Genomic DNA, 14,326 nt, shown 5'->3' on the forward strand with positions numbered 1-14,326 from the left:
ACCTCGTCCGTTGCCCATCGCTCCGAGCCCTGCTCAGCGCGGTGCCGGAGATGGTGCGGATTCAGATCTGCGCATCAAACCATCCATCCGCACGACCAGCAGTTTCTGCTTGTAAAAACGACAGTGAGGCTATGCCCAAAAAGGACGGCGTAATAGAGATCGAGGGCGCAGTGCTCGAGGCTCTGCCCAACGCGATGTTCCGCGTTGAGCTGACCAACGGACACCGTGTGCTCGCGCACATCTCCGGCAAGATGCGACAGCACTACATCCGAATCCTCCCCGAGGACCGGGTGATCGTCGAACTCAGCCCCTACGACCTGACTCGCGGACGCATCGTCTACCGCTACAAGTAACCACTGCTGGAAAGGAACGGCCCCGAGCCCGCGACCGCGGGAGCCGGGGCACGACGCCAGCGAAAGGCAACATCATGAAGGTCAACCCCAGCGTCAAGCCCATCTGCGACAAGTGCAAGGTGATCCGTCGTCACGGCAACGTGATGGTCATCTGCGAGAACCCTCGCCACAAGCAGCGCCAGGGCTAGTGGGCCCGGGACGCGCCAGCGTCCCAGCTCACAGTGCTGAGTAGTCGGCCATGCTTGGCCGACGTATCGCAGCATTGAGCGCCAGTCACACAGCATCACCCGCACCACCCTGTAACTCAACACACAACGGCAGCGTCAGAACCCTCCCGATCTCGGATCGGGGCGGGGGACACCTCGGGTCTGGAGGCCCGAGCACATTCGCTGCCGCAGACCTCCAGTTCCCCATTAGGAGAAGCCAGACATGGCACGTCTCGCAGGAGTCGACATCCCCCGTGACAAGCGGGTCGAGGTCGCATTGACCTACATCTACGGAGTCGGACGCACGCGCGCCCTCCAGACGCTGGCCGACACCGGCATCAGCGGCGACATCCGCGTCAAGGACCTCACCGACGACCAGCTCGTCGCGCTCCGCGACCACATCGAGGGCACCTACAAGGTCGAGGGCGATCTTCGCCGCGAGGTCGCCGCCGACATCCGCCGCAAGGTCGAGATCGGCAGCTACCAGGGCATCCGCCACCGTCGCGGTCTCCCCGTGCACGGACAGCGCACCAAGACGAACGCTCGCACCCGCAAGGGCCCGAAGCGCACCGTCGCCGGCAAGAAGAAGGCCGGCCGCAAGTAGCGCGCCGCCCCCAAGACACGTAGAGAACTCAGGAGACAGCCACCATGGCAGCACCCAAGGCAGCGGCGCGCAAGCCCCGTCGCAAGGAGAAGAAGAACATCGCAGTGGGCCAGGCCCACATCAAGTCGACGTTCAACAACACGATCGTCTCGATCACCGACACCACCGGTGCGGTCATCAGCTGGGCCTCCTCCGGAGGCGTCGGCTTCAAGGGAAGCCGCAAGTCGACGCCGTTCGCGGCGCAGCTCGCAGCCGAGTCCGCCGCGCGTCAGGCGCAGGAGCACGGCATGAAGAAGGTCGACGTCTTCGTCAAGGGCCCCGGCTCGGGTCGCGAGACCGCGATCCGCTCCCTCCAGGCCGCAGGCCTCGAGGTCGGCTCGATCAACGACGTCACCCCGCAGGCGCACAACGGCTGCCGTCCGCCGAAGCGCCGCCGCGTCTAGTGCGAGTGCGGGTCGGCTCTCGATGAGCTGACCCGCACCCCGCGCCGCTGATCGGATCCGTCCGCAGCGATCGACGCAGCAGCACCGTCGCGCCCTCCGAGCAGAGCCGCTCGCCCATGCCCGGGATGCATCGCCTCCCGCAGTTCCACAACGACTCAACTCAATATCAACGCTGCAGATCACTCTGCAGGGCAACTCGGAAGTGTCATATAGCGGACACTCTTTCGAAAGGAAACCATCAGTGCTCATCGCACAGCGCCCGACCCTGGCTGAAGAGAACATCTCGGAGTTCCGTTCGCGGTTCATCATCGAGCCCCTCGAACCCGGCTTCGGCTACACCCTCGGCAACTCCCTCCGCCGCACCCTGCTCTCCTCCATCCCGGGCGCCGCTGTCACCAGCATCCGCATCGACGGCGTGCAGCACGAGTTCACGACGATCCCCGGTGTGAAGGAAGACGTCACCGAGATCATCCTGAACATCAAGGGCCTGGTCGTCTCCAGCGAGCACGACGAGCCGATCACCGCCTACCTGCGCAAGCAGAGCTCGGGCCCCGTCACGGCCGCGGACATCTCCGCACCGGCCGGCGTCGAGATCCACAACCCGGACCTCGTCATCGCCACCCTGAACGACAAGGCGAAGTTCGACCTCGAGCTCACCATCGAGCGCGGCCGCGGCTACGTCTCCGCCGCACAGAACCGCAGCGAGTTCAGCGAGGCCGGTCAGGTCCCGATCGACTCGATCTACTCGCCGGTCCTCAAGGTCACCTACCGCGTCGAGGCGACGCGTGCCGGTGAGCGCACCGACTTCGACCGCCTGGTCGTCGACGTCGAGACCAAGCCCGCGATCAGCCCGCGCGACGCCATCGCATCGGCCGGTCGCACGCTGACCGAGCTGTTCGGCCTCGCTCGTGAGCTCAACAGCGCCGCCGAGGGCATCGAGATCGGCCCCGCGCCGGTCGACGCCGTCCTCTCCAGCGAGCTGTCCATGCCGATCGAGGATCTCGACCTGTCGGTCCGCTCGTACAACTGCCTCAAGCGCGAGGGCATCAACACGGTCAGCGAGCTCGTCTCGCTCTCGGAGACCCAGCTGATGAACATCCGCAACTTCGGCCAGAAGTCGGTCGACGAGGTCAAGGACAAGCTCGTCGAGCTCGGCCTGTCGCTGAAGGACGCCGTCCCCGGCTTCGACGGCGCGCACTACTACAGCAGCTACGACGACGGCGAGGAGAGCTGACCTCGGTCGGCTCCCCATCCATCTCCTGACACCGAATCCCGTTAAGGACCAACACCATGCCTAGACCCTCCAAGGGACCCCGCCTCGGCGGCGGCCCGGCGCACGAGCGCCTGCTGCTGTCGAACCTGGCGATCGCGCTGATCACCCACAAGGCGATCACGACGACCGAGACCAAGGCCAAGCGGCTCCAGCCGCTCGCCGACCGCCTCGTGACGTTCGGCAAGCGCGGCGACCTGCACGCCCGTCGCCGGGCGCTCAGCATCATCCCGGACAAGCAGGCCGTCTACGAGCTGTTCGACCAGATCGCGCCGCTCGTCAACGAGCGTGCGGGCGGCTACACCCGCATCACCAAGACCGGTTACCGCAAAGGCGACAACGCGCCCATGGCGGTCATCGAGCTGGTGCTCGAGCCCGTCGTCTCCAAGCGCAAGCCGGTGACCCCGAAGGCCGCAGCCGCTGCCTCCGCGGCGACTCCTGCCGCCACCGCCGCTCCGTCCGATGAGCCCGTCGTCACCGACGCCGAGGCATCCGTGGACGAGGCCGCCGGTGGCAGCGACGAGCCCACCGAGGTCGAGAGCACGGACGCCGTCGAGACCTCCGAGCCCACGCCCGCCGAGGACGAGACCCCGGCGGCCACCGAGGTCGAGGCCGACGCCGAGAAGGCCGCGGAGCCCGACTCCAAGTAGTCCACCATCGAGAAGCCCGGCCGCCCCTCATCGGAGCGTCCGGGCTTCTCGCGTTAACGCACCATCCCCAATCGAGATGGCACTTTCCGTCCCTGAAGGGCTGGAATAGGGACGGAAAGTGGCATCTCGATCCACAGAGAGGCGCTGTCATGCCCGACGTCACACCCTTGAGCTCCCGGATCCCCACCGGCGAACGGCCCCTGTTCCCCGAAGCGGTCGACGGAGTCTCCTGGCGAGCTGCGACGGCCGCCGATATCGATGCGATCACCGCGCTGCACCGAGTCGCCGATCCGATCGATCACCCGACGTTCGGCACCCCGCGCGGAGACATCGTCGAGCTGTTCGAGTCGTCATGGATCGACCCGGCCCTCGATGTCGTCGTCGGCGCACGGGGCGACGAGGTCGTCGCATACGGCCAGGCCACCGTCATCCCCGGCACCGCAGGCTTCGCGGAGACGACTCTGTCCGGCGTCGTGCATCCCGGTCACCGCGGACGCGGCCTCGGCGGCGCGCTTCTCGACTGGCAGCAGGCCCGTGCCCTCGAGCATCTCGCGCTCGTCGAAGAGCCCGTCGAGGGCCGGATGAACGCCTACACGTCGTCCGAGCAGGCGGCGCTGCATCGCCTGCTCGAGCGGCGCGGCTTCGGAGTCGTGCGGGCCTTCGACGAGCTGTCCCGGGACACCGCCGAGGACATCCCAGAGATCGCGATCCCCGAGGGTCTGGAGCTCGTCCCGTACTCGCAGCAGTGGTCCGCGGCGACGATGGCGGCCAAGAACGAGACGTTCGCCGACCACTGGGGCTCGCTGCCCGAGACGGTCGAGCACTGGGAGCAGCGCAACACGACGGCGGCGAACGGGGCCGGCGGTCTGCGCACGGATGCGTCGCTGCTGCTCGTCGGACGGGACGAGTCCGGCGCGGACGAGGTGGTCGCCTTCGTGCTCACCACGGTCAACGAGGAGGACTGGGAGCGGCTCGGCCACCCGTTCGGCTACATCACCCTCGTCGGCGTCCGCCGCAGTCAGCGCGGGAGGGGAGCGGCCCAGGCGCTGCTCGCCGCCGTGCTCCTGCGGTATCGCGAACTGGGCTGGCAGCGGGCGACGCTGCACGTCGACACCACCAGCCCGACGGGCGCGGATCGCCTCTATCGGCGGATCGGCTTCGTCCCCGCCGCCCGCGAGCTGGTCTACGGGCGCACGTTCTAGCCCGGCAGCCGGCGGCGCCTCGATGCGGGAAGAGCGGAACGTCAGTCGCGGTAGAAGTTGTCGGCCAGCTTCTGCCAGCCGCCCGAGCCGTTCAGAAGCTCGACATCGGAGTCGCGGTCGCCGACCAGGGCGTACTGCGTCCTCCCCCCGATGGTCATGACGGTGGGCAGCTGCGCCCCGCAGCCCTCGATGCCGCTGGGCTGGCGCTCACTGAACATCACGAGGCACGGGAGTCCATCCTCGGAGAGGACGGCGTAGGCGGACAGATCGTCGTCGGACCAGAGGAAGCGGACGGAGGTCGCGTCGACACTCAGGTGGTCTCCGGCCGCTTCAGGCAGAGCATCCTCGGCGGTCTGCTCCTCATCGAAGCGGGCCAGCGGCGAGGACGGGGTCGACGAACAGCCCGCGAGGATCACGGCGAGGACCGCGACGACGGCGGCGCTTCGAGAGAGGCTCTTCGTCTTCATCGGGCCAAGTGTCTCGCTGATCAGGCATGAAGGCCAGCGCGATGCGTTCGACGGCATGCTCGACTTCTGGAGTGGACGCGGGATCCGGCAGGGCGATTCGGATCTCGCCCCAGCGAGGGCATCGGTCGGCTGCGCTCGCTAGGGTGGCGACATGGCGAGCGAAGCCACCACCCTGAGCGTCCCCGGCCCCGACGGCGTCCGTGAGATGCGGCTGTCCAGCCCGTCCCGAGTGATGTATCCCGCCGACGGCATCACCAAGCTCGAGCTCGCGGAGTACGTCATCGCTGTGGGCGACGCGCTCGTCCGCGCCATCGGCGACCGGCCGATCGCGCTGCAGAGGTTCGGCGAGGGGATCGACGGCGCCCAGTTCTTCTCCAAGAACCCTCCCAAGGGCAAGCCCGAGTTCATCCGCGAGGTGATGGTGACCTACCCGAGCGCGCGGGCGCACCCGCAGCTCGTCATCGACGAGCCGGCCGCCGCCATCTGGATGGTCCAGATGAACACGGTCGTCTTCCACCCGTGGCCGTCCCGGGCCTCGGACATCGACCACCCCGACCAGCTGCGCATCGACCTCGATCCGCAGCCCGGCACCGATTTCGCCGACGCAGTGCCCGCCGCGCACGAGCTCAGGAAGGTGCTCGCCGAGGCCGGGCTCGATGCGTTCATCAAGACCTCGGGCAACCGCGGCCTGCACGTGTTCGCCCCGATCCGGCCCGAGCACGACTTCATCGACGTGCGGCATGCCGTCATCGCCGCCGCGCGCGAGCTGGGGCGGAGGATGCCCGAGAAGGTCACGACCGAGTGGTGGAAGGAGCTGCGGGGCGAGCGCATCTTCGTCGACTTCAACCAGGCCGCGCGCGATCGGACCATCGCCGGCGCGTACAGTCCGAGGGCGATCGACGGAGCTCCCGTCTCCTGCCCGCTGGACTGGGACGAGCTGGACGACATCGATCCGCGCTCGCTGACCATCCGCACGGTTCCCGATCGCGTGCGCGACCACGGCGACCCGTGGGCGGGCATGCACGCAGCGCCGGGCTCGATCGGCACCCTGCTCGAGTGGTGGGAGCGCGACGTCGCGAACGGCGAGGGCGAGATGCCCTATCCGCCGGAGTACCCCAAGATGCCCGGCGAACCGCCACGCGTGCAGCCCAGCCGCGCCCGTCAGCCCGACGCGGACTGAGCAGTCCCTTCCCGTGGCGGAGCCGGGCGCTCTGCGCTCATGTCGTAACCTGCCCGAATAGGACCTCGACGGGCTTCGACACGGCCCCGCCTTCGGCGTCGCCGGCTCAGCCACTGGGCAGGGACGATCTCGCGTTTCAGGCCAGCACGTCGCTGAGGTCGTAGGCCGCGGGCACCTCGAGCTGCTCGAAGGTGCACGACCGGGGCTCGCGATCCGGGCGCCAGCGCAGGAACTGGGCGGTATGCCGGAAGCGGCTGCCCTCCATCTGGTCGTAGCGCACCTCCATCACCCGCTCGGGCCGGAGCTTCACGAACGACGTGTCCTTCGAGGAGGAGAAGCGATTGCGGTCTCCCTCGCCCATCACCGGATCGCCGTTCTCGTCGCGTTCGACCAGCGGAGCCAGCTCGTCGATCAGCTCGAGTCGCCGTGCGTCGGAGAAGGCGGACGAGCCGCCGACGCCGCGCAGCTCGCCATCCGCGTCGTAGAGGCCGAGCAGCAGGGAGCCCACCCCCGTACCGCTCTTGTGGATCCGGTAGGCGATGACGACCGCATCCGCCGTCCGCTCGTGCTTGATCTTGAGCATGGAGCGCTTGCCTGGCAGGTAGGGCTCGTCGACCAGCTTCGCGACCACGCCGTCGAGGCCCGCGCCCTCGAACTCGACGAGCCAGCTGCGGGCGAGATCGGGATCGGTGGTCACCTGGGAGAGATGCAGCGGCGCCTCGACAGCCGCCAGCAGCTTCTCGAGCTCGGCGCGGCGGACCGAGAAGGGCTCCCCGAGCAGCGATCGCTCGCCCTCGGCCAGCAGGTCGAAGCCGATGAACGCGGCGGGCGTCTCCTCGGCGAGCTTGGTGACCCGGCTGGCGGCGGGGTGGATGCGCTGCGAGAGCGCCTCCCAGTCGAGCCGCTCCGCTCCCGGCTCGCCTCGGCGGACGACGATCTCGCCGTCGATGACGGCGGGGCTGGAGAACTGCGCGCGGAACGCCTCGACGAGCTCGGGGAAGTAGCGGGTGAGCAGCTTGGACCCGCGACTGCCGATCTCGACCGTCAGGCCGCCATCCGGATCTCGATCGATCCAGACGATGGCTCGGAAGCCATCCCACTTGGGCTCGAAGCTGAGAGCCGCGCCCTTCGGCCCGGTGTCGGGCACTGCGGGCACCGCCTTGGCGAGCATCGGGTCGACCGGCACGGCGATGGGCAGCGTCATGGTCCGATCCTGGCCGATTCCGGCTGAGTTGCCCAGTTCTGCCGCCTACGAGCGCGTTCAGCCGGCAGAACTGGTTCCCTTGGCGCAAGCGTGCGCCATGGGGCCCACTGACGCGAATCGGCATACTTGTCAGCGTGAGTGACGGGGAAGTGGACGGGGTTCCCGACCTGAGGGCAGATCGCGGCCCGCTGACCCGCATCCGGCTCGGCGTCGCCTATGACGGGACAGGGTTCCGCGGCTGGACCCGTCAGCCCGGTCTGCGGACGGTGCAGGGGGAGCTCGAAGCCGCGCTGGCCACGCTCTTCCGTCGTCAGTCGCCCGCGCCCGTCCTGACGGTCGCGGGGCGCACGGATGCAGGTGTGCACGCCGTCGGCCAGGTGGCCCACCTCGACCTCGACGAGGCACAGTTCTCCGCTCTGACCCAGGTCCGCGCTCCTCGTCCCGGCGCGGATGTCGGCGAGCTGCTGCGACGTCGGATCAACGGCATCCTCGGTGCCTCGTCGGATGTCGTCGTCAGCTCGGCGGGGCCGGCTCCTGACGGCTTCGACGCGCGCTTCGGTGCGGTCTGGCGCCGCTATCGGTATCGGATCGCGGACAGTGTGGAGGCGCGGGATCCGCTGCAGCGGCACCGGACGATCTGGCATCCGACGGCGCTCGACGAGGCCGCTCTGTCGGAGGCATCGGCGGCGGTCGTCGGGCTCAACGACTTCGCCGCCTTCTGCAAGCCGCGCGAGGGCGCGACCACTATCCGCACCCTGCAGGACTTCGCCTGGCACCGCGATGCCGACGGCGTGCTCATCGCATCGCTGCAGGCGGACGCGTTCTGCCACTCGATGGTGCGCTCGCTGGTCGGCGCCGCCGTCGCGGTGGGGGAGGGCAGGTTGAGCCTCGACGCGCTGACCGGGCTGCTCAAGGCCGATGCGCGGAGCAGCTCGTTCATCGTCATGCCGGCGAAGGGCCTCACGCTCATGGAGGTCGGCTATCCCGACGACGCCGAGCTCGCCGCGCGAGCCGGACAGACTCGGCAGCGACGCCTGTCCACCGAGCTGCTGTAGCCGAACGGGACACCGAGGGAGCAGGACCGCGAACGCCATCCGACGACGAGTTGTCGACACCCCTCCCATCACGTAGACTCTCCCGTTGGCGCGCGCTGATGTGCGCCGAGCCGAGCCCTCCACCGCGGCGTTCCCCGTTCTCCCCAGGCGATGCCTGGTCCAGACAGTGTCTGGTCCAGACCGTGTCTGGTCCAGACCGTGTCTGGACAGAGGAAGCGGGCTGAACTCCCACCGGAGCGGGATACACGAACCCCTCGACAGGAAGTCATACCGTGACGCGCACCTACACGCCCAAGGCGTCGGAGATCCAGCACGAATGGATCGTCATCGACGCCACCGACATCGTCCTCGGACGTCTGGCCAGCCATGCCGCAGCCATCCTCCGCGGCAAGCACAAGCCGACCTTCGTCAACCACATGGACACCGGCGACTTCGTCATCATCATCAACGCGGAGAAGGTCGCACTGACCGGCTCCAAGCTGACCCAGAAGCTGTCCTACCGCCACTCGGGCTACCCCGGAGGCCTGACGGCGACCAACTACGTCGACATGCTCGAGAAGCACCCGACGCGCGCGGTCGAGAAGGCCATCCGCGGCATGCTGCCGAAGAACTCGCTGGGTGCCGCCCAGCTCAAGAAGCTCAAGGTCTACGCCGGCCCCGAGCACCCTCACGCCGCCCAGCAGCCGACGGTGTACACCCTCAACCAGGTCGCCCAGTAGCGCCGGCCGCGCTCACCGACCTAGACACCGACGCGTAGAAACAGGATTCCCCACATGGCGAAGATCTCAGACTCCATCGACAACGCCCCCAGCAGCTTCTCCACCGAGACGCCTGCGGCCGTTGCCACCGCCCCCAGCACGCCTCGCGCCGTGCTCAACGTCCCCGGCGCAGCCGTCGGACGCCGCAAGCAGGCCATCGCCCGCGTGCGCCTCATCCCCGGCAACGGCGAGATCAAGGTGAACGGCCGCGAGTTCGCGGACTACTTCCCCAACAAGCTGCACCAGCAGCTGATCAACGACCCGTTCAAGGTGCTCGACCTCCTCGGCAGCTACGACGTCATCGCGAAGATCTCCGGCGGCGGCCCGTCCGGCCAGGCCGGCGCCCTCCGCCTCGGCATCTCCCGTGCGCTCAACCTGATCGACGAGGAGAATAACCGCCCCGAGCTGAAGAAGGCCGGCTTCCTGAGCCGCGACGCTCGCGTCAAGGAGCGCAAGAAGGCCGGACTCAAGAAGGCCCGCAAGGCTCCTCAGTTCTCCAAGCGCTGATCCAAGCGGCACCCCGTCATGCCACGTCTCTTCGGCACTGACGGCGTTCGCGGGCTCGCGAACCGGGACATCACGGTCGAACTGGCCCTGTCCCTTGCCCAGGCCACCGCGGTGGTCCTGGGCAGGGGGCGGAGCGCCGAGGCCCGTCGTGCCCTCGGACGACGGCCCACCGCCGTCGTCGCCCGCGACCCCCGGGTCTCGGGACAGTTCCTCACCGCAGCCGTCTCGGCCGGACTCGCCAGCTCCGGCGTCGACGTGCTCGACGCGGGAGTCATCCCCACGCCTGCGGCGGCCTTCCTCGTTCAAGACATCGACGCCGACTTCGGCGTGATGATCTCGGCCTCGCACAATCCCGCGCAGGACAACGGGATCAAGATCTTCGCCCGCGGCGGCACCAAGCTTCCGGACGAGGTTGAGGACCGCATCGAGGCCGCGTTGACCGAAGAGCGGCTCGCGCCGATCGGCGGAGATGTCGGTCGGATCCGTCGCTTCGCCGACGCCGAGGACCGGTACGTCCTGCATCTGCTCGGCTCGCTGCCCAACCGGCTCGACGGCCTGCACGTCGTCATCGACTGCGCCAACGGCAGCGCCGCGGGCATCTCACCCGAAGTGTTCTCGGACGCGGGTGCGCAGGTCACAGTGATCGGCAACGACCCCGACGGCATGAACATCAATGACGGGGTCGGCTCCACCCACCTCTCGGTGCTCGCGGCCGCCGTCCTCGAACACGGTGCCGACATCGGCATCGCGCACGACGGTGATGCCGATCGCTGCCTCGCCGTCGACGCCGCAGGAAACTTCATCGACGGGGACCAGATCATGGCTGTGCTGGCTCTCAGCATGGCTGCACGCGGCGCGCTGCAGAACTACACGTTGGTCACGACAGTGATGAGCAACCTCGGCCTCTCCATCGCGATGCGCGAGCACGGCATCCAGATGGTGCAGACCCGCGTCGGCGATCGCTACGTGCTCGAAGAGCTCAGCGCACGGTCGCTGTCGCTCGGCGGGGAGCAGTCGGGTCACGTCATCATGACCGACTTCGCGACGACCGGTGACGGCCTGCTCACCGGCCTGCATCTCGTCGCCGAGATGGCCCGCACCGGAAAGACGATCGCCGAGCTGGCCGCAGTGATGACGGTCTATCCGCAGATCCTGGTCAACGTCCGCGGAGTGGACCACCACGGCCTCGACGCGGATGACGTGATCGCCGGTGCGGTCGTCGCCGCCGAAGCCGAACTCGGCAGCACCGGCCGTGTGCTTCTGCGCCCTTCCGGAACCGAGCCGATGGTGCGCGTGATGGTCGAGGCGGCCGATCAGAGGACCGCCGACCGCATCGCGCACTCGCTCGCCGACGTGGTCCGCGAGCGCCTCGCCACCTCCTAGAACGAAGGACTGGGCTTCGACACGGTCGCCTTCGGCGCCCGGCTCAGCCACCGGATGCTCTGACCGCTGCCGGTCAGAGCTTGCGGATGAGCACCGACTTCACCGAATGGTCGTGGTCCTTCCTCAGCACGAGGGTGGCGCGGGACCGGGTCGGGAGGATGTTCTCCACCAGGTTCGGCTCGTTGATCGCCTTCCAGATCCCGGCTGCACGAGCGCGCGCTCCGTCTTCCGACAGGGAGGCGTAGCGGTGGAAGTACGACTTCGGGTCGGCGAACGCCCCCCGCTGCAGGCGGAGGAACCGCTCCTCGTACCAGTGCGCGATGTCGGAGGTCCGGGCGTCCACGTAGATGCCGACGTCGAAGAGATCGCTGACCGCAAGGCGTCCGCGTGCTGGTGGCTGCAGCACGTTGAGCCCCTCGACGATCAGCACGTCGGGCTGCCGGACGACGATCTGCGCGTCTCGCACGATGTCGTAGCTGAGGTGCGAGTAGAAGGGAGCGCGCACCTCGTCCACCCCGCTCTTCACGTGCATGAGGAATCGCAGCAGCGCGCGACGATCGTAGGACTCAGGGAATCCCTTGCGCTCCATCAGCCCGCGGCGCTCGAGCTCGGAGTTCGGCATGAGGAAGCCGTCGGTGGTCACCAGCTCGACCCGGGGAGTGCCGGCCCAGCGGGACAGCAGTTCGCGCAGGAGCCGGGCGACGGTGGACTTGCCGACCGCCACGGAGCCGGCGATGCCGATGACGAACGGCACTCGAGGGGTGCTCTGCTGCAGGAACGCGCTCGTGCTCTCCTGCAGCGCGCGCGTTCCCGTCGCATACAGGTTGAGCAGGCGGCTCAACGGGACGTAGACGTCAGCGACCTCGTCCGCATCCAGAGGTTCGCCGAGACCGCGCAGGCGGATGATGTCGGCGTCGGTCAAGGGCAGGGACGCTGTCGGCGCCAGCTCGGACCACCGTGCGCGATCGATCTCGACGAAGGGCGTCGCCTGGGCGGGCGTGTTTGCAGGCTCGCTCATCGTCTCCACAGCGTAGTGCGGGCAAGAGATCGCATCGGTCGGCGTCGACCTCGTCGGCCGACGAGGCAACTGGATGCTCGGGCGGAGCGCGCGCGTACGTCGGCGGCGATCTAACCCGACCTAGACTGGCCCCCATGTGCGGAATCGTGGGGTACGTGGGTCATCAGCCGAGTCTGGGAGTGCTGGTCGGGGGTCTCCGCCGTCTCGAATATCGGGGCTACGACTCTGCCGGTGTAGCAGTCATAGATGGCGCGGGAACCCTCAACACCCACAAGCGTGCGGGCAAGCTCGGTGTGCTCACAGCGGACCTTGCGTCGACCCCGCTGAGCGATGGCACCACGGGAATCGGCCACACGCGCTGGGCGACCCACGGCGGGCCGACCGACCGGAACGCCCACCCGCACCTCGGCGACGACGGCAGGCTCGCGCTCATCCACAACGGGATCATCGAGAACTTCGCCGAGCTGAAGGCGGAGCTGCAGGCCGAGGGATTCGAGTTCACGAGCGAGACCGACACCGAGGTCGCTGCAGTGCTGCTCGGCCAGGTCTATCGGGACACAGTCGACGAGTCCGGTGCCGACGGGAAGGGCGACCTCGAGGAGGCCTTCCGCCGCGTCGTCTCCCGGCTGCATGGCGCGTTCACACTGCTCGCGATCCACCGCGATCAGCCCGGCCTGGTCGTGGGTGCCCGTCGCAACTCGCCTCTCGTCATCGGTCTGGGAGAAGGCGAGAACTTCCTCGGCTCCGACGTCGCAGCGTTCGTCGAGCACACCCGCAGGGCAGTCGCCATCGGCCAGGACCAGATCGTCGCGATACGCGCCGATTCCGTCGAAGTCACCGACTTCTTCGGGGTTCCCGTCGAATCACAGGAATTCGAGATCGCCTGGGATGCCTCGGCTTCTGAGAAGGGCGGCTGGTCCAGCTTCATGGCGAAGGAGATCAGCGAGGAGCCCGACGCGGTCGCCAACACCATCCTCGGACGGGTCGTCGACGGCTCGGTCGTCCTCCCCGAGCTGGAGCCGCTCGACGACATCATCGGCAGGGTCGACCGGATCATCATCCTCGCCTGCGGCACCGCCTCCTACGCCGGCATCCTCGGCAAGTACGCCATCGAGAAGTGGTCGCGCATCGCCGTCGACGTCGAGCTCTCGCACGAGTTCAGGTACCGGGAGCCCGTGCTGACGCCCAACACCCTCGTGGTATCGGTCTCCCAGTCCGGAGAGACCATGGACACGTGGATGGCCGTCCAATACGCCCGTGACCGCGGTGCTGCCACGCTGTCGATCTGCAACACCCAGGGCGCGACGATCGCGCGGGGCTCAGACGCGGCGCTCTACACACATGCCGGACCCGAGGTGGCGGTGGCGAGCACGAAGGCGTTCGTGGCGCAGGTGACGGCGCTCTATCTCTTCGCTCTGTATCTCGCCGAGAAGCGCGAGGCGCTGGGGCCGTCGGAAGTCGCCGCCAACGTCGAGCAGCTGCAGGCGATACCGGACAAGCTGCGCACGGTGCTGGGAGCGGGTCCGCTGGTGAGGGAGCTCGCGCACAACATGTCCGACACTCGATCGGTGCTGTTCCTCGGCCGCCACGTCGGCTTCCCCATCGCTCTCGAGGGTGCGCTCAAGCTGAAGGAGCTCGCCTACATCCACGCCGAAGGGTTCGCGGCCGGTGAGCTGAAGCATGGGCCCATCGCATTGATCGAGCCGGGGCAGCGTGTCTTCGTGGTCGTGCCGAGCCCACGCGACGACGACTCCCTGCACCCGAAGGTGGTCTCCAACATCCAGGAGATCCGCGCCCGGGGTGCCCATGTGATCGCCCTCGCAGAGGAGGGAGATGTCGCGGTGCTTCCCTATGCGGACGATGTCCTGCGGATCCCTCTTGCCGGTCCGATGTTCGAGCCGCTGCTCGCTGTGGCGCCGTTGCAGATGTTCGCGATGGAGCTCGCGGCTGCGAAGGGGCTCGATGTCGATCAGCCGCGCAATCTCGCCAAGTCGGTCACCGTCGAATAGCGGCCGAGTGGTGGAGG

At 68.1% G+C, this 14,326-nt stretch carries 16 protein-coding genes; 13 read left to right on the forward strand and 3 right to left on the reverse strand.

Annotated features, from left to right (window positions below; all coding sequences use genetic code 11):
* Window positions 1-131: 131 nt before the first annotated feature.
* The 7 genes from infA to E6C64_RS13810 all read left to right on the forward strand — a co-directional run bounded on the left by infA (window position 132) and on the right by E6C64_RS13810 (window position 4,728).
* A complete protein-coding gene (infA, locus tag E6C64_RS13780) occupies window positions 132-353 on the forward strand; it encodes a translation initiation factor IF-1 (RefSeq protein WP_136428060.1) in 222 nt (73 codons plus the stop codon).
* A 74-nt stretch (window positions 354-427) separates the two neighbouring features.
* Window positions 428-541, forward strand: a complete 114-nt coding sequence (gene rpmJ, locus E6C64_RS13785; protein ID WP_047561540.1) for a 50S ribosomal protein L36 — start codon at window positions 428-430, stop codon at window positions 539-541.
* 241 nt (window positions 542-782) lie between these two features.
* The gene (gene rpsM / locus E6C64_RS13790; protein WP_136428061.1) at window positions 783-1,163 is read left to right on the forward strand and encodes a 30S ribosomal protein S13; all 381 of its coding nucleotides are present in this window, start codon (window positions 783-785) and stop codon (window positions 1,161-1,163) included.
* Between the two features lie 44 nt (window positions 1,164-1,207).
* On the forward strand, window positions 1,208-1,606 hold the full coding sequence (gene rpsK, locus E6C64_RS13795) for a 30S ribosomal protein S11 (RefSeq protein WP_136428062.1): 399 nt from the start codon (window positions 1,208-1,210) through the stop codon (window positions 1,604-1,606).
* Between the two features lie 241 nt (window positions 1,607-1,847).
* Entirely contained in the window at window positions 1,848-2,840 is a 993-nt protein-coding gene (locus E6C64_RS13800) for a DNA-directed RNA polymerase subunit alpha (RefSeq protein WP_136428063.1), read from the forward strand.
* Window positions 2,841-2,896: 56 nt separating this feature from the next.
* On the forward strand, window positions 2,897-3,526 hold the full coding sequence (rplQ, locus tag E6C64_RS13805) for a 50S ribosomal protein L17 (protein ID WP_136428064.1): 630 nt from the start codon (window positions 2,897-2,899) through the stop codon (window positions 3,524-3,526).
* 149 nt (window positions 3,527-3,675) lie between these two features.
* Entirely contained in the window at window positions 3,676-4,728 is a 1,053-nt protein-coding gene (locus E6C64_RS13810; RefSeq protein WP_136428065.1) for a GNAT family N-acetyltransferase, read from the forward strand.
* A 41-nt stretch (window positions 4,729-4,769) separates the two neighbouring features.
* On the opposite strand, the gene E6C64_RS13815 is transcribed toward E6C64_RS13810, so the two are convergent.
* Window positions 4,770-5,195 (reverse strand): hypothetical protein, encoded by a 426-nt coding sequence (locus E6C64_RS13815; RefSeq protein ID WP_136428066.1) that lies wholly within the window; start codon window positions 5,193-5,195, stop codon window positions 4,770-4,772.
* 151 nt (window positions 5,196-5,346) lie between these two features.
* On the opposite strand from E6C64_RS13815, the gene ligD reads away from it, so the two are divergent.
* Window positions 5,347-6,375 (forward strand): non-homologous end-joining DNA ligase, encoded by a 1,029-nt coding sequence (gene ligD / locus E6C64_RS13820; RefSeq protein WP_136428067.1) that lies wholly within the window; start codon window positions 5,347-5,349, stop codon window positions 6,373-6,375.
* A gap of 136 nt (window positions 6,376-6,511) precedes the next feature.
* Here the strand turns inward: ligD and E6C64_RS13825 are convergent, their stop codons facing one another.
* Window positions 6,512-7,579, reverse strand: coding sequence for an ATP-dependent DNA ligase (locus tag E6C64_RS13825; RefSeq protein WP_136428068.1), 1,068 nt, complete (start codon window positions 7,577-7,579; stop codon window positions 6,512-6,514).
* 134 nt (window positions 7,580-7,713) lie between these two features.
* Here E6C64_RS13825 and truA point away from each other — a divergent pair, with 134 nt between their 5' ends.
* From truA to glmM, 4 genes are all read left to right on the forward strand, one after another.
* Complete coding sequence (gene truA / locus E6C64_RS13830; RefSeq protein WP_233255628.1) at window positions 7,714-8,634, forward strand: tRNA pseudouridine(38-40) synthase TruA; 921 nt, start codon at window positions 7,714-7,716, stop codon at window positions 8,632-8,634.
* Between the two features lie 272 nt (window positions 8,635-8,906).
* Entirely contained in the window at window positions 8,907-9,353 is a 447-nt protein-coding gene (rplM, locus tag E6C64_RS13835; protein ID WP_136428069.1) for a 50S ribosomal protein L13, read from the forward strand.
* Window positions 9,354-9,407: 54 nt separating this feature from the next.
* Complete coding sequence (gene rpsI / locus E6C64_RS13840; RefSeq protein ID WP_136428070.1) at window positions 9,408-9,899, forward strand: 30S ribosomal protein S9; 492 nt, start codon at window positions 9,408-9,410, stop codon at window positions 9,897-9,899.
* Between the two features lie 18 nt (window positions 9,900-9,917).
* Window positions 9,918-11,282 (forward strand): phosphoglucosamine mutase, encoded by a 1,365-nt coding sequence (glmM, locus tag E6C64_RS13845; RefSeq protein ID WP_136428071.1) that lies wholly within the window; start codon window positions 9,918-9,920, stop codon window positions 11,280-11,282.
* A 73-nt stretch (window positions 11,283-11,355) separates the two neighbouring features.
* Here glmM and coaA read toward each other — a convergent pair whose 3' ends face one another.
* Complete coding sequence (gene coaA / locus E6C64_RS13850) at window positions 11,356-12,300, reverse strand: type I pantothenate kinase (RefSeq protein WP_136428072.1); 945 nt, start codon at window positions 12,298-12,300, stop codon at window positions 11,356-11,358.
* Window positions 12,301-12,434: 134 nt separating this feature from the next.
* Here coaA and glmS point away from each other — a divergent pair, with 134 nt between their 5' ends.
* Window positions 12,435-14,309 (forward strand): glutamine--fructose-6-phosphate transaminase (isomerizing), encoded by a 1,875-nt coding sequence (gene glmS, locus E6C64_RS13855; RefSeq protein WP_136428073.1) that lies wholly within the window; start codon window positions 12,435-12,437, stop codon window positions 14,307-14,309.
* Window positions 14,310-14,326 lie beyond the last annotated feature (17 nt).

Source organism: Naasia lichenicola, assembly GCF_004801885.1.
Lineage (GTDB): Bacteria > Actinomycetota > Actinomycetes > Actinomycetales > Microbacteriaceae > Naasia > Naasia lichenicola.

Coding starts and splice junctions, on each gene's coding strand:
- infA (WP_136428060.1), top strand. CDS start 132: ATGCCCAAAAAGGACGGCGTAATAGAGATCGAGGGCGCAGTGCTCGAG.
- rpmJ (WP_047561540.1), top strand. CDS start 428: ATGAAGGTCAACCCCAGCGTCAAGCCCATCTGCGACAAGTGCAAGGTG.
- rpsM (WP_136428061.1), top strand. CDS start 783: ATGGCACGTCTCGCAGGAGTCGACATCCCCCGTGACAAGCGGGTCGAG.
- rpsK (WP_136428062.1), top strand. CDS start 1,208: ATGGCAGCACCCAAGGCAGCGGCGCGCAAGCCCCGTCGCAAGGAGAAG.
- rplQ (WP_136428064.1), top strand. CDS start 2,897: ATGCCTAGACCCTCCAAGGGACCCCGCCTCGGCGGCGGCCCGGCGCAC.
- E6C64_RS13810 (WP_136428065.1), top strand. CDS start 3,676: ATGCCCGACGTCACACCCTTGAGCTCCCGGATCCCCACCGGCGAACGG.
- E6C64_RS13815 (WP_136428066.1), bottom strand. CDS start 5,195: ATGAAGACGAAGAGCCTCTCTCGAAGCGCCGCCGTCGTCGCGGTCCTC.
- ligD (WP_136428067.1), top strand. CDS start 5,347: ATGGCGAGCGAAGCCACCACCCTGAGCGTCCCCGGCCCCGACGGCGTC.
- E6C64_RS13825 (WP_136428068.1), bottom strand. CDS start 7,579: ATGACGCTGCCCATCGCCGTGCCGGTCGACCCGATGCTCGCCAAGGCG.
- rpsI (WP_136428070.1), top strand. CDS start 9,408: ATGGCGAAGATCTCAGACTCCATCGACAACGCCCCCAGCAGCTTCTCC.
- glmM (WP_136428071.1), top strand. CDS start 9,918: ATGCCACGTCTCTTCGGCACTGACGGCGTTCGCGGGCTCGCGAACCGG.
- coaA (WP_136428072.1), bottom strand. CDS start 12,300: ATGAGCGAGCCTGCAAACACGCCCGCCCAGGCGACGCCCTTCGTCGAG.
- glmS (WP_136428073.1), top strand. CDS start 12,435: ATGTGCGGAATCGTGGGGTACGTGGGTCATCAGCCGAGTCTGGGAGTG.